The following is a 13,314-nucleotide window of genomic DNA, read 5'->3' on the forward strand; positions in this document are numbered from 1 at the left end:
GAAATCCGTCCTCCCCACACCTCCCGTCACACAAAGCCGGAGGTGCCCGATGACCACTCAATCGCCCCTGACTACCCTCGGTGAAATCCGCTTTTCCCACTGCGGCGAACACTCGTATCCGCTGTTTCGGGTGAATGCCGACGTGCCGATCAACGACGCCCTGGAACACGCCTCGACCCTGTTGCATCTGGCAAAGCAATTCACCCTGGAGGCGGCCATGGAGCCCCGGTGTGACCGCTATGCTTGGGCGGCACACTACCTGGCAGAGATGGGCAAGGCACTGATGGACGACGTACACGCCACGCTCTCTGCATGACCTGATCGTCCCTGAGCCGACGTCGCCTGCGCGGGCAGATCCAGCGATCTGCCCGTACGTCGCCTGACGCACTCAGCGACTTGTTTAAGTCCCAGTACGGGACTAGGATCGCGCCATGAGAATTATTGCAGTCAGTCAGTTGAAGGCCTTCTGGGAGAAGTACCCGGATGCAGAGCAGCCTTTACTGGCTTGGGTCGATGAAGCAAGGAATGCCGAGTGGTCCAACCCTGCGCAAATCAAGGACCAATATCGCAACGCGAGCATTCTCAAAAGCCGCAGGGTGGTCTTCAACATCAAGGGCAACGAGTATCGACTGGTCGTTGCCGTGGCCTATCGTTTCGGCGCGCTGTACATCAAGTTCGTAGGCACCCACCAACAGTACGACGCCATTGATGCCGACAGCGTAGAAATGGAGTAACCCAGATGAACATCCGCCCTATCCACACCGACCAGGACTACCGCGCCGCGCTGAAAAGCGTCTCGCCCCTGTTCGACAACGAACCGCAGCCCGGGACGCCTGAAGGCGATTACTTCGATGTGATGATCACCCTGATCGAGGCGTACGAGGCCAGGCAGTTTCCCCTGGACCTGCCCAACCCGATCGAGGCGATCAAGTTCCGCATGGAGCAATCCGGCTTGTCCGCCGCCGACCTGGCGCCCGCCATCGGCCGCACCAATCGCGTCTACGAGGTGCTCAACGGCAAGCGCGCGCTGACCCTGCCCATGATCTGGAAACTGCACCAGCTGTTCGGCATTCCCGCCGAGAGCCTGATCAAGCCGATCAAATCGTCCTGAGCCGTGCTGCCGGGCTTGAGCTTGCCCCTGGGTAAAGGCTCAACCTGCCTGGCAGCCCAACCACACCAAGGACGCTCCATGCTCACCATCGGACAAATGGCCCGCTGCCACGGCCTTACCACCAAGACCCTGCGCCATTACGACAGCATCGGCCTGTTCACCCCGGCTCTCACCGGCCGGGACAACGGCTACCGCTACTACAGCCCGGAACAGATCGTGACCCTGGGGCGCATCGCCTGGCTGCGGCAGTTGGGCATGTCCCTGGAAGACATCCGCACTCTGGCGGACCAGGGCGGCCTGGACAGCGTGCTGCACATGCAGCAGTCACTGCAGGCGCATGCCCGGCAGTTGCAAAGCGAGATCGCCCGCAGCCAGAAAGTACTGGGCCATCTGCAGCGCTACCTGGCCCAGCCGCAGCGCCAACTCCCAGCCGCGCAGACACCACAGAAGGTATTCCTGGCGCCGCAGCGGATCATCGGCATGGCCTGGCAGCAGGACGACCCGGGCACCATCGCCGAGCTCTGGCAACGTTTCGAACCTCGGGAACAGGAGATCCAGCGCCTGGCCGAGCCGGTGGGCACCTATGGCATCTGCCAGCCCCTGGAAGACGGCCAGTGGCGTTATGTGGCCGGCCTGCCGGTCGCCGCCGACGCGCCCCTGGTGCCCGGCATGGTGGAGCTGGAAATCCCTGCCCGCCATTACGCGCGAGTCGAGCATCACGGCAGCGTGGCCACCCTGCCGGAAACCTTTCGCGCCGCCTACAGCGAGTGGTTGCCCGCCGCCGGGCTGATGCCCATCGACGCGGTGGAGTTCGAGTACACCGGCGAGCGCTTTCTGGGGCCCATGCACCCGGACAGCGTGGTGGAACTGTATATCCCGCTGAGCGCCTGAAACGCCCGGTGAAGGAGCCGACCAGCAGGCTACCGCTGGTCTGCCCCGGCCTATCCAGCGTTGTCTGTCAGCAAAAGTACCTCGGATACCGCTATGCTCTGCAGCCATTCCCAGGTTACCGAGCGAAGGCCCGATGAGTTTCCAGGCAGGTGTGTTGAACCAGATATCCGGCATCCGTCATGCGTTTTCGACCCTCGGCGCCGCCCTGCCGGCCAACCTGTTCTTCTGCTCGCAGATCCACAGCGGCGAGGTGGTGCAAGCCAGTACCACGCTGCCCAGCGGAATCATCCGCGGCGACGCGGTACTCACCCATTCCAGCCGGCCCATCGCAGTGGTCACCGCCGACTGCCTGCCGTTGCTGATCAGCAGCGAGGACGGTTCCTGGGTCGCGGCAGTGCACGGCGGCTGGAAAGGCCTGCATGGCGGGATCATCGCCAATGTGCTGCAACACTTCGCCAGCAAGGGCATCACCCCACAGCAATTGCGGGTGGCCATCGGCCCATCGATCAAACCCTGCTGCTATGAAGTCAGCGCCGATTTCATCGACACCCTGTCCGCCACTCAGGACCCGCTGTGGCCGGCCGCACAGGCCCCCTGGAGCCGTGAGCAACCGGCCCCGCTGCTGCCGCCGCAGATTCCGCCACCGCAACCGACCCAGGCCGATTCCCTGTGGTTCGACCTGAGCCGCTATGCCGTGCACTTGCTGCACGCCGCTGGAATCAGTGATGAACAGATCGAAATCAGCGAGCTGTGCACCTACTGCTCGACCCCGGCCCTGGCCAGTTATCGTCGACGCGGGCACCGGGGTGAAGCCAAGGCCTTCCAGTACTCGTGGATCGGCCGGACATGAACCTCGAGAGTGCACTACTCCCAACCTCCCTGAGCGACCTGGAAACCCTGGTCCAGATGCGCATCGCGGCGATGCGCGAAAGCCTTGAGCGCCTGGGGCGCTTCGATCCGCAGCGGGCCCGGGAGCGTTTTGCCGCAAGCTTCGCGGCCGAACGCTGCCACTTCATCCTCAGTGACGGACAGCCCGCAGGCTTTATCCAGAGCCAATCACACGGCGATCATCTGCGCCTGCAGCACCTGTACGTCCTACCGCAATTCCAAGGGCGGGGCCTCGGCGCCAAGGCCCTGGAGCAGCTTTTGGAACGCTCCGCCAACGAGCAGCTACCCATCCACCTGGATGCGTTGCGCGGCAGTGACTCGAATCGTTTTTATCGACGCCTGGGTTTTGTTCAGGTGGGTGAAAGTGAATGGGATATTCACTACGTTCGGCCGGCGGATCCACCCCAGGCCTGAACCCGGTTCCGGTTGGCCACCGAGCCCCTGCTGGTTCTTGGCCAGCAACCTGAGCTAACGTTGCCTCCCCCCTCAGGCCCAACCCAAGGAGTGCCCGTGTCTGACAACCTCTATGCCCCGCCCCAGGCGGATCTGGTCGCCCCCTCGCCCGAAGCGGCGCAACAGCCGTTCTACGTAGTGTCCAAGGCCAAGTTCCTGACCCTGTACATCCTCACCTTCGGTATCTACCAGGTGTATTGGGCCTACAAGAACTGGCATCAGTTCAGGCACGCCAGCGGCCAGGAGCTGTGGCCGGTGGCCCGGGCCTTCTTCGCGATCTTCTTCACCCATGCGCTGTACCGCGAAGCCGATGCGACGCTCAAGCGCGACGGCCGCAGCCATGACTGGCGGCCCGGTGAACTGGCAACCCTGTTTGTGGTGGGGGTGATCATCAACAACGTGGTGGACGCGCTGTCGCGCAAGAATATCGGCTACCCGGTGACCGACATTGCCAGCCTGGCGCTGCTGCCGGTACTGGCGTGGATCACCTGGCTCGGCCAGCGCGGCCTGAATGCCGCCGCGAAAGATCCCGAAGGCCGCAGCAACGCCCGTTTCACGCCGCTGAACTATGTGTTCATCGTGCTCGGGGCGGTGCTGCTGGCCCTGGCGTGCATCGGAGTGATGCTGCCGCCGGAGTGAGCCGAAGACTCAGGCGCTGACGTAGACCCAGGCCTGGATGCCCGAGGCCAGGGTCACGCTGACCCGCTTGTAGTCCGAGACTTCATAGCTGTCGGCCGCTGCCAGCTCCCCGGGGGTGATGCAGAACACGGTGCCGGGAATCGGCGCGCTGTCCGCCGCCCCCGGGCGCAGGATCGGGTGGTGGGTCTTGCCGCTGGCCGCCAGCACCTCGGGGTCGGTGATTTCCACCCAGCTCTGTTCGTAGCCAAGCATGGCATCCGCGCTGCCACTCAACTCACGGCCAAAGTTGGCGATCTGCACCGCCTTGTCTTGCAGGGTGCCGTAGGAAAAAAGATAAACCGATGCATCTGTTGCCGAACTCATTCGTCACGTCCTTAACCACGATGATCCGCTTCAGCGGTTGATTTTCAGCCCTTGCCGTTCAGCGTGACGCTCCAGCGCCAGCTCGATCAGGCGGCTCACCAGCTCGCTGTAGCTCATGCCGGTGGCCTGCCAAAGTTTGGGGTACATGCTGATCCGGGTGAAGCCCGGCAGCGAGTTGATTTCGTTGATCAGCACTTCCCCCTCATCGGTTAGAAACACATCGACCCGAGCCAGCCCGGAGCAGCCCAGCACCTGGAATGCCTCGACGGCCAGGGCCCGAATGCGCTCGCTGTGCTCGATGCTGATGTCCGCCGGCACCAGCACCTGGGCCGCCTCTCCGTCGATGTACTTGCTGTCGTAGGAATAGAAACCGTTGCTGACCACGATCTCGCCGCAGCCACTGGCAATCGGCTGGTCGTTGCCCAGCACCGCGCATTCGATTTCCCGCCCACGCACCGCCGACTCCACCAGCACCTTGTGATCGAAGCCCAGGGCCAGTTCCACCGCGGCCTCGTATTCGGCCTCGTTGTCGACCTTGCTCACCCCCACCGATGACCCCTGGTTGGCCGGCTTGACGAACAGCGGCAGGCCGAGTGTTTCCCGGGCCAGGGCAAAACCGTAGCGGCCACGGGTGGCCCGGGTCAGGGTGATGAACGGGGTCACCGCCAGCCCGGCGTCGCGCAGCAGGCGCTTGCTGATGTCCTTGTCCATGCACACCGCCGAACCCAGCACGTCGGAGCCGACAAAGGGCAGGTCGGCCATGCGCAGCAGGCCCTGCAGGCAACCGTCTTCGCCCAGGGTGCCGTGGACGATGGGGAAGATCACATCGACATGCCCCAGCAGTTCCTGGCTGGAGGTTTCCACCAGTTGCTGGCTGGCCTTGCCCGGCACCACCGCCAGTTCGCGATTGGACTGGTTGAGGGCGATCAGCGCCGGGTTTTCCTGGTTGATCAGGAAGTTCGAGGTGTCGTTGAGGTGCCAGTGCCCCTGTTTGTCGATGCCGATCAGCACCGGCTCGAAACGCGTGCGATCCAGGGCATCGACGATATTGCGCGCCGACTGCAGCGACACTTCGTGTTCGGCCGAACGGCCACCAAAAATAATCCCGACCCGCAACTTGCTCATGACTGCTTCCCGTTGAAAAAATGATTGCTGACGGTTCTTCAATTCAGCTGGGGCTGTAGCGCAAATGGATCAGCGCCACTCGCTCCTGCTCCTTGTTCTTGCGCTCTTCGATGGCGAACGGCACAAAGCCCAGCTTCGGATAGAGCAGCAACCCCGCCACGTTGCTGTTGAAGCACGACAGCGTCACCTCGCTGGCCTGGTGCTTGCTGTGGGCGATGTGGATCATCTGCCCGATCAATTGCGCCGCCAGGCCCGTGCCGCGCACCTCTGGGTCGACGATGACATTGCCGATGGTACAGGTGCCGCCCTTGGCCCAGCGGTAGAAGTTGGCAAAGCCCGCTACCTGCCCGTCACGCTCGATCACCGTCGAGTCGCTGCGCTGGGCGATGGAGTCGCGCAACTGCTCGTGGGTCAGTGGCCAAGTGGCAGCGGGAAAGAAGAAATACAACTCCTGCGGATTGCCCACGAAACTGCAGATCCGCGGAATGTCCGCCTCTGCCACCGGGCGAAAAACAACAGCCATGTTCAGTCTCCTGATACGGGGACGGATCGTCCTTGTTGGGGGGTGGATACTGGCCGGCGCAAGGCACCGGCCGTTCAGCGATTGGCCAGCAGATGCCCGCCGAACAGCACATAGCAACCACCGGCCAGGCGGTCCAGCCAGCGCCGGGCCCGGGCATAGAACCCGGCCACCCGGCTGCTGGCGAAAAACAGCGCCACGCAGCAGTACCAGGACAGCGACAGGCCGGCCATGGTCAGCACCGCCAGCCCCAGTAGCAGAGGTGGCGGGGAGGCCGGCATCGAAGTGGCAAAAATGGTGGCCACGAACAGCGCCGACTTGGGGTTGGTCATGTTGCCGAGAAAGCCCAGCCGGTAGGCCGAGAACAGGCTGCGCGCAGCATGGCTCGCGCCATCGGTGGTCGTGGTCTTCAAGGCCGGCTTGCGCTTGAACTGCTTGAGCCCCAGGTAGATCAGGTAACAGCCACCGGCAACCTTGAACAACACGAACAGCGCCGGCGCCGCGCTGAACAGCGATTTGATGCCCAAGCCTCCCGCCAGCCCCCAGAGCACGGTGCCGCTGGCCACCCCCAGGGCGGCGAAAAGGCCATGGCGCCGCGAACAGCCCGCCGCCAGTTGTGCAGTGGTGAAAAAGTTCGGCCCGGGGGTGATCACCGCCACGCTCCAGAGCAGGGCCAGCGACAACAACGGGGCGAGGTAAACCAGGTGTGAGGCGTACATGGGAACAGATGGCCATGAAGAGGGTCCGGGGGAACGACGCTACTCCACTCGCGCCTGCCCAGGCAACCGCCGATTGACCTCGCAACCCGGCTCAGGCAGCAAGCCATCGTGCAGCGCCGGCCCCCTCCTGCAAGCCGCCCTTCTTCCGGCAGAACCGCTAAGGCGTAGAACCGAGGGGCAAGACAGCCAGCGCGCCCCTGAGTTAACGTACGACCCTTGGTTTCATCCATCAGGACCGTTCCATGGCCAAACCCGCAGCTGTCACCGACTGGGTTCATCGCGCGCCGCCCGCCCGGGGCCTGGAGCGCATCGAGGCGTATTTCGCCGGCCATGGCTATGACATGCACCGCCATGACACCTACGCCATCGGCCGCACCCTGCACGGGGTGCAGAGCTTCCAGTACCGCGGCGGCTGGCGCCACAGCCTGCCCGGCGCCACCATGGTCCTGCACCCCGACGAAGCCCACGACGGCGAGGCCGGCACCCACGACGGCTTCCACTACCGCATGCTGTATGTCGAGCCGGCGCTGATCCAGCAGATCCTCGGCGGCCAGCCCCTGCCCTTCATTACCGGCGGCCTGTCCAACGACCCGCGGCTGTTTGCCGCCACCGAGGCCCTGCTGCGTGGGGTCGACAGCCCCCTGGACCCGCTGGAACAGGAAGACGCCCTGTTCGATCTGGCCCATGCCCTGAACAGCGTCTCCGGGGTCGCCCAATCACGGCAACGTTTCGACTATGTGGCGGCCGAGCGGGCCCGGGAATACATCCACAGTGCCCTGGACCGCACCCTGACCCTGGAGGAACTGGCGGCCCACAGTGGGCGCGACCGCTGGAGCCTGTCCCGGGATTTTCGCCTGCTGTTCGGCACCAGCCCCTACCGCTACCTGAGCATGCGCCGCCTGGACCTGGTCCGCGCGCTGCTGGTGCAGGGCCAGACCCTGGCCAACGCCGCACTGATCGCCGGCTTCACCGACCAGAGCCACATGACCCGGCAGTTTCGCCAGACCTACGGCCTGCCACCGGCACGCTGGCTGAAGATGCTCGGCCGCTGAGCCACACACGATCGTTCAAGAAGCCCTAGCCCCTGGCTGTTTACCCTCAGTGCTCATTCATCACTGAGGTGGACCGCAACATGCAAAACCCTGCCCCGCAAGACGCCTACCAGAGCATCAACTTCGCCCAGAAACTCGGCCTGTTCAGCGAACACTGGACCCCCAAGGTGATCGCCGAGATGAACGACTACCAGTTCAAGATCTCCAAGTTGCAGGGCGAATTCGTCTGGCACTCCCACGCCGACACCGATGAAACCTTCATCGTGCTCGACGGCCAGTTGTACATCGACTTCCGTGACGGCCGGGTGGCCATCGGCAGTGGCGAAATGTTCGTGGTGCCCAAGGGCGTCGAGCACAAACCCTGGGCCGAGCAGGAGGTCAAACTGCTGCTGATCGAACCCAAGGGCGTGCTCAACACCGGCGATCAAGGGGGCGAACGCACCGCCCAGAACGACGTCTGGATCTGATCCTCACCGCTGAACCTGCGAGACGGAAAAAGGAATTTCTGCCTCTTGAACACAGTCAGACACAGCAACACGTCATCGATCGACTACCCTTGGCCGACCAATGGTGCGTCAAAAACTGTACGTCAGTGCAAAAAGCACAGGTAGAGTGACGCTCTTATTTTTCTGTGCGATGGCTCTAGTGCAGGGACTAGAGTCTGGTCCCAGCTTTCGATGACGCCCATGGCGCGTCCATTACCTGTTGCGACCCCTGACCCCTGAATGCCCAAACCGCACCAAGACACCGCCGCCCCCACCCTGCTTCAAGACCTGCGCGCCGGCACCGCGACCTTGCACGAGGCCCTGGAAAAGCGCCTGCCGTTCTTCTCTGAGCATCTCGATGCGGCCTGGTATCGGCGCCTGATCCAGGCCTATTTCGGCTTCTATCAGCCCCTGGAGGCGGCCCTGTATGACAGCGGCCTGATCCCTGCCGGCTACGACCCGGAGCAGCGCCGCAAGACCCCGGCCCTGGCCGGCGACCTGCAGGCCCTGGGCCTGGCCCCGGAGCGCATCGACGCCCTGCCCCGTTGCGACCATCTGCCCGCACTGGCCAGCCCCGGCGCGTGCCTGGGCGCCCTCTATGTACTGGAGGGCGCGACCCTGGGCGGGCAGATCCTGCGCCGGGAAATGGCCCAGCGCCTGGACCTGCACAGGGATAACGGCGGGGCTTTCCTCGACGTGTATGGCGCCGCCACCGGGCGGCGCTGGAAAGATTTTCTCGACTACCTGGGGCGCATGCCCGAGGACGCGAGCGCACGACAACAAGTGGTCAGCGCCGCGCAATCCACATTTGCCTGTTTCGAGCACTGGCTCGACAGCCGCGAGGTGCTGCTATGACCCCACAAGACGCCCAAGCCTTCGAACAACTGCTGGCCAACTGCGCCGATGAGCCAATCCGCTCCCCCGGTGCGATCCAGCCCCATGGCGTGCTGCTGACGCTGTCGGAGCCGGACCTGCGCATCCAGCAGATCAGCGCCAACGTCGAGGCCCTGCTGGGCCAGCCTGCCGCGCAGGTCCTCGGCCAGCCCCTGGAGCAACTGCTGGGAGACACCGACGGCCAGCGCATCCGCGAGGTGCTGCAACTGCCGCGGTTGTCCGATGCGCCGCCGCTGCACCTGGCCGTCAATGACGCGCGCTTCGAAGGCTTGCTGCATCGCCACCAGGGAGTGCTGATGCTGGAGCTGGAAATCCAGCTCGAACACCTGCAGCCCCAGCACCTGAAAGAGCAGACCGAGAACCTGGGGCGCCTGCTGCGGCGCTTGCAGACGGCCAAGACCCTGAATGAGCTGTACGCCATCAGCGTCAGCGAAATCCAGGCGATGACCGGCTACGACCGGGTGCTGATCTACCGCTTCGAAGAGGAAGGCCACGGCCAGGTGATCGCCGAAGCCACCCGCCCCACCATGGAAGTGTTCAATGGCCTGTTCTTCCCGGCCTCGGACATTCCCCAGCAAGCCCGCGAGCTGTACCGCAGCAACTGGCTGCGGATCATCCCCAACGCCGATTACCAGCCAGTGCCCCTGCTGCCGGCACTGCGCCCGGACACTCAGCAGGCCCTGGACCTTAGCTTCGCCACCCTGCGCAGCGTGTCGCCGATCCACTGCCAGTACATGAAGAACATGGGCGTGCTGTCTTCCATGAGCATTTCCCTGCTCAAGGGCGACCAGCTCTGGGGCCTGATCAGTTGCGGCAACCGCCAGCCGCTGCTGGTGCCCCACGAGCTGCGCATTGCCTGCCAGACCATCGGCCAGGTGCTGTCGTTACAGATCAGCGCCATGGAAGCCCTGGATATCAGCCGCCAGCGGGAAGAGAAAGTCGCCGCCCTGGCCAGCCTCGACCAGACCATGCGCGACACCCCTGACAGCGTCTTCGACGGCCTGACCCAGGTGCCGCAACTGCTGCTGGACCTGACCCAGGCCGGTGGCGTGGCAATCATCGAAGACAAGCAGCTGCACTGCTTCGGTAACTGCCCGCCCCAGGACGAAATCCGCGCCCTGCACCGCTGGCTGCAAGGCACCGGGCAGGCGGTGTTCGCCAGCCATCACCTGGCCAGCGTCTACCCGCCGGCGGCGAGTTATCAACAAGTGGCCAGCGGGGTCCTGGCCATGACCCTGCCCAAGCCTGTGGATAACGGCGTGCTGTGGTTCCGCCCGGAAGTGAAGGAAAACATCAACTGGAGTGGCAACCCGCAAAAGCCCTTGGACCTGGAAAACTCCGACGCCGGCCTGCGCCTGCGGCCGCGCACCTCGTTCGAGATCTGGAAAGTGGAGATGGCCGGGATCTCCACCAAGTGGAGCCACGGCGACCGCTTCGCCGCCAATGACCTGCGCCGCTCGGCCCTGGAGCACGACCTGGCGCGCCAGGTGCTGCGCGAGCAACAGGCAGTGCGCGCCCGGGACGAACTGGTGGCGGTGGTGTCCCACGACCTGCGCAACCCGATGACCGTGATCTCCATGCTCTGCGGCATGATGCAGAAGGCCTTCAGTTCCGATGGCCCGCATACCTCACGGCGCATTTCCTCGGCCATCGACACCATGCAGCAGGCCGCCAGCCGCATGAACAATCTCCTGGAAGACCTGCTGGACACCTCCAAGATCGAGGCCGGGCGCTACAGCATCGCCCCGCAGCCGCTGGACGTCAGCCAGATATTCGAAGAGGCCTATTCATTGCTGGCGCCACTGGCCCTGGACAAGGCCATCGACATCAACTTCCACGCCGAACCGGACCTCAGGATCAACGCCGACCCCGAGCGCCTGTTCCAGGTGCTGTCGAACCTGGTGGGCAACGCCATCAAGTTCACCCCCAAACAGGGCAAGGTCGGAGTGGTGGCGATGTCCGACGGCGAGCAGATCGTGTTCAGCGTGCGCGACTCCGGGGAGGGCATTCCCACCGACCAGTTGCCGTTCATTTTCGACCGCTACTGGACCATGAAGGAAGGCAACCCCAACGGCACCGGCCTGGGGCTGTACATCACCCAGGGCATCATCCACGCCCACGGCGGCAAGATCGAAGCCCACAGCGAAGTGGGCAAGGGCAGCGAGTTCCGCTTCAGCGTGCCGCGCGCCAGCCTCTAGACCGCACTCCGGGGCTCCCTGCCGAGCCCCGCCCCCTCATTCAACAGATTGCGCCACCAGCCAGTCGCGAAACAGCTGGCCGCTGGCGGACAGGCGCTTGTGCCGCACATGCACCAGAAAGTCTGCCTGCCCGGTGCGAAACGCCCACTGGCCGACGCGCTGCAACTCGCCCTGGGCCACCAACTCACTGGCCATGAAATCCCAGCCCAGGCCAACCCCCATGCCCTGCTGCACGGCACTGAACATCAGCGTCAATTGGTTGAACCCCATGGCCCCTGGCGGTGCGCTGTAGTCCAGTCCGAAATGCCGGAACCAGTCGCGCCAGTCGATGCAGTTCCAGGCTGAGGCATCCAGCTGGATCAAGGGCAGCTCGGCCAGTTGTGCCAGCGCGTCAATGGCCGGCAACTCCAGGCGCCGGCTGGCGATGGGATAGACCATCTCGGCGAACAACGGCGTGGCGGTCAGGGACGACCAGTGCCCGGCGCCGTAGAGAATGGCGAAGTCGTGCTCGGCCACGCTGGACTCGTCCATGTCGTTGTTGGCGTGGATGCTCACGGTGATGTCCGGGTGTTGTTTGTTGAACGCCAGCAAGCGCGGAAACAACCAGAACTGTGCCACTGCATGGGTGCATTGCACGGTGATGGTGTTGGCGTCGCGCCCGGCCCGCAGACGGCTGACGCTGCGCAGTAACGCTTCCAACTGGGTACTGACCTCAGCAAACAGCGAGGCACCGCTGACGGTGAGTTTCACCCCCCGGGCCTGGCGCTCGAACAGCTCGGTCTTGAGCGACAGCTCCAGGGCACGAATCTGCTTGCTCACTGCACTCTGGGTCAGGCACAGCTCGGTGGCGGCGCGGGTGAAACTGGCGCTGCGTCCCACCGCCTCGAAGGTCACCAGGGTTTCCAATGGTGGTAAATGGCGGGCAAAGCGGCTCATCAGGCATTCCCCAGAAGAATAGATGGGTGCCTATATATCCTTTGTCCGGTCGGTCAGCAATGACTAGGCTGCGCGCTTTGATGAATCGCTGCGAGTGTGTGCATGAAACGCGGAGTTACTTACGCCGCCCTGGCCGGCGCGGTCTGGGGCCTGGCCATTGTGGTGCCCAGCCTGTTGCCGGAGTTCAGTCCGCTGATGCTCAGCTGTGCCCGCTTCACGCTGTATGGCGCATTCTCCCTGCTCCTGGCTGCGCCTCAGGCCCGGGAGCTGCTGCAACGCCTGACCTGGGGCGATGCCGTGCTGTTGGTGAAGCTGGCGCTGACCGGCAACCTGATCTATTTCATGCTCCTGGCCAGCGCCATCCAGTGGGCCGGCGTAGCCAGCACCGCGCTGATCGTCGGCCTGCTGCCCCTGACCATCACTCTGGCCGGACGCGCCGACGCCGACGCGCTGCCCCTGCGCCGACTGCGCTGGCCGCTGCTGCTGGTGTTCGCCGGCATCTGCTGCATCAACCTCGACACTCTGCTCACGGCACACAGCGATTCCGTGGAACTGGGCCAGCGCGCCCTGGGCCTGCTCTGCGCCTTCGGCGCCTTGCTGTGCTGGACCTGGTTTGCCACCGACAACGCCCGCTACCTCAAAGGCAGCCGTTTCAACAGCAGCCAGTGGTCGACCCTGTGGGGCATTACCACTGGGCTGATGAGCGCCCTGGTCTGGCTGCTGGCGGACGGGTTCTCATTGCCCGGCACCCGGGCCGAGGCCAGCGAGCAGCGCTGGATGCTGTTCTGGGGCCTGAGCCTGTCCAGTGCGGTGCTCGGCTCCTGGTTCGGCAATCGCATGTGGAATGCCTCGACCCGGCGCCTGCCGCTGACCCTGAGCGGCCAATTGATCGTGTTCGAGACCCTGTTCGCCCTGCTGTACGGCTTTATCTGCCTGCAACACCTGCCGAGCCTGATGCAAAGCTCGGCAGCCCTGCTGTTGCTGGCCGGGGTGCTGTGGGCCGTGCGCCGCCACTTGCCCCAGCCCGATTAAATCCCCCT

General features: G+C 64.2%; 17 protein-coding genes. 12 read left to right on the plus strand and 5 right to left on the minus strand.

Translation table 11 applies throughout. The features are described 5' to 3' along the window. The first annotated feature begins 49 nt into the window (after nucleotides 1–49). The 7 genes from A9971_RS24835 (at nucleotide 50) to A9971_RS24865 (ending at nucleotide 3,982) form a co-directional block, all read left to right on the plus strand. Nucleotides 50–316, plus strand: a complete 267-nt coding sequence (locus A9971_RS24835; RefSeq protein WP_041119867.1) for a DUF3077 domain-containing protein — start codon at nucleotides 50–52, stop codon at nucleotides 314–316. Nucleotides 317–431: 115 nt separating this feature from the next. Further along, nucleotides 432–734 carry a type II toxin-antitoxin system HigB family toxin gene (locus A9971_RS24840; protein WP_183000074.1) on the plus strand — a complete coding sequence of 101 codons (303 nt, stop codon included), beginning with the start codon at nucleotides 432–434 and terminating at the stop codon, nucleotides 732–734. A gap of 5 nt (nucleotides 735–739) precedes the next feature. Continuing rightward, nucleotides 740–1,111: a type II toxin-antitoxin system HigA family antitoxin gene (locus A9971_RS24845; protein WP_015637007.1), complete on the plus strand. Its 372-nt coding sequence runs from the start codon at nucleotides 740–742 to the stop codon at nucleotides 1,109–1,111. A 78-nt stretch (nucleotides 1,112–1,189) separates the two neighbouring features. Next, a complete protein-coding gene (locus A9971_RS24850; protein WP_041119870.1) occupies nucleotides 1,190–2,002 on the plus strand; it encodes a MerR family transcriptional regulator in 813 nt (270 codons plus the stop codon). 133 nt (nucleotides 2,003–2,135) lie between these two features. After that, nucleotides 2,136–2,852, plus strand: a complete 717-nt coding sequence (locus A9971_RS24855; protein WP_015637009.1) for a polyphenol oxidase family protein — start codon at nucleotides 2,136–2,138, stop codon at nucleotides 2,850–2,852. Continuing rightward, entirely contained in the window at nucleotides 2,849–3,304 is a 456-nt protein-coding gene (locus tag A9971_RS24860) for a GNAT family N-acetyltransferase (RefSeq protein WP_015637010.1), read from the plus strand. Before A9971_RS24855 ends, A9971_RS24860 begins: the two co-directional genes overlap by 4 nt. A 96-nt stretch (nucleotides 3,305–3,400) precedes the next feature. Then, nucleotides 3,401–3,982 carry a membrane protein gene (locus A9971_RS24865; protein WP_019093550.1) on the plus strand — a complete coding sequence of 194 codons (582 nt, stop codon included), beginning with the start codon at nucleotides 3,401–3,403 and terminating at the stop codon, nucleotides 3,980–3,982. A 9-nt stretch (nucleotides 3,983–3,991) separates the two neighbouring features. Here A9971_RS24865 and A9971_RS24870 read toward each other — a convergent pair whose 3' ends face one another. The 4 genes from A9971_RS24870 to A9971_RS24885 all read right to left on the minus strand — a co-directional run bounded on the left by A9971_RS24870 (nucleotide 3,992) and on the right by A9971_RS24885 (nucleotide 6,709). Beyond that, nucleotides 3,992–4,345 carry a gamma-glutamylcyclotransferase family protein gene (locus A9971_RS24870; RefSeq protein WP_183000075.1) on the minus strand — a complete coding sequence of 118 codons (354 nt, stop codon included), beginning with the start codon at nucleotides 4,343–4,345 and terminating at the stop codon, nucleotides 3,992–3,994. A gap of 30 nt (nucleotides 4,346–4,375) precedes the next feature. Further along, nucleotides 4,376–5,470 carry a D-alanine--D-alanine ligase gene (ddlA, locus tag A9971_RS24875; RefSeq protein ID WP_053153812.1) on the minus strand — a complete coding sequence of 365 codons (1,095 nt, stop codon included), beginning with the start codon at nucleotides 5,468–5,470 and terminating at the stop codon, nucleotides 4,376–4,378. A gap of 43 nt (nucleotides 5,471–5,513) precedes the next feature. Next, on the minus strand, nucleotides 5,514–5,993 hold the full coding sequence (locus A9971_RS24880) for a GNAT family N-acetyltransferase (protein ID WP_183000076.1): 480 nt from the start codon (nucleotides 5,991–5,993) through the stop codon (nucleotides 5,514–5,516). 74 nt (nucleotides 5,994–6,067) lie between these two features. Then, complete coding sequence (locus tag A9971_RS24885; RefSeq protein WP_183000077.1) at nucleotides 6,068–6,709, minus strand: LysE family translocator; 642 nt, start codon at nucleotides 6,707–6,709, stop codon at nucleotides 6,068–6,070. A gap of 242 nt (nucleotides 6,710–6,951) precedes the next feature. Here A9971_RS24885 and A9971_RS24890 point away from each other — a divergent pair, with 242 nt between their 5' ends. From A9971_RS24890 to A9971_RS24905, 4 genes are all read left to right on the plus strand, one after another. Further along, entirely contained in the window at nucleotides 6,952–7,761 is an 810-nt protein-coding gene (locus A9971_RS24890) for an AraC family transcriptional regulator (protein ID WP_047285399.1), read from the plus strand. 80 nt (nucleotides 7,762–7,841) lie between these two features. Further along, a complete protein-coding gene (locus tag A9971_RS24895) occupies nucleotides 7,842–8,228 on the plus strand; it encodes a cupin domain-containing protein (RefSeq protein ID WP_183000078.1) in 387 nt (128 codons plus the stop codon). 258 nt (nucleotides 8,229–8,486) lie between these two features. Further along, the gene (locus A9971_RS24900) at nucleotides 8,487–9,101 is read left to right on the plus strand and encodes a biliverdin-producing heme oxygenase (protein ID WP_183000079.1); all 615 of its coding nucleotides are present in this window, start codon (nucleotides 8,487–8,489) and stop codon (nucleotides 9,099–9,101) included. Then, complete coding sequence (locus tag A9971_RS24905; protein WP_183000080.1) at nucleotides 9,098–11,338, plus strand: ATP-binding protein; 2,241 nt, start codon at nucleotides 9,098–9,100, stop codon at nucleotides 11,336–11,338. The genes A9971_RS24900 and A9971_RS24905 overlap by 4 nt, the downstream gene beginning before the upstream one ends. A gap of 36 nt (nucleotides 11,339–11,374) precedes the next feature. Here the strand turns inward: A9971_RS24905 and A9971_RS24910 are convergent, their stop codons facing one another. Continuing rightward, nucleotides 11,375–12,274 carry a LysR substrate-binding domain-containing protein gene (locus A9971_RS24910; RefSeq protein ID WP_053160043.1) on the minus strand — a complete coding sequence of 300 codons (900 nt, stop codon included), beginning with the start codon at nucleotides 12,272–12,274 and terminating at the stop codon, nucleotides 11,375–11,377. A gap of 102 nt (nucleotides 12,275–12,376) precedes the next feature. Here A9971_RS24910 and A9971_RS24915 point away from each other — a divergent pair, with 102 nt between their 5' ends. Beyond that, a complete protein-coding gene (locus tag A9971_RS24915; RefSeq protein ID WP_183000081.1) occupies nucleotides 12,377–13,306 on the plus strand; it encodes a DMT family transporter in 930 nt (309 codons plus the stop codon). The last annotated feature ends 8 nt before the right edge of the window (nucleotides 13,307–13,314 follow it).

Origin of the sequence: Pseudomonas sp. UME65, assembly GCF_014170225.1 — a bacterium.
Taxonomy (GTDB): Bacteria; Pseudomonadota; Gammaproteobacteria; order Pseudomonadales; family Pseudomonadaceae; genus Aquipseudomonas; species Aquipseudomonas protegens.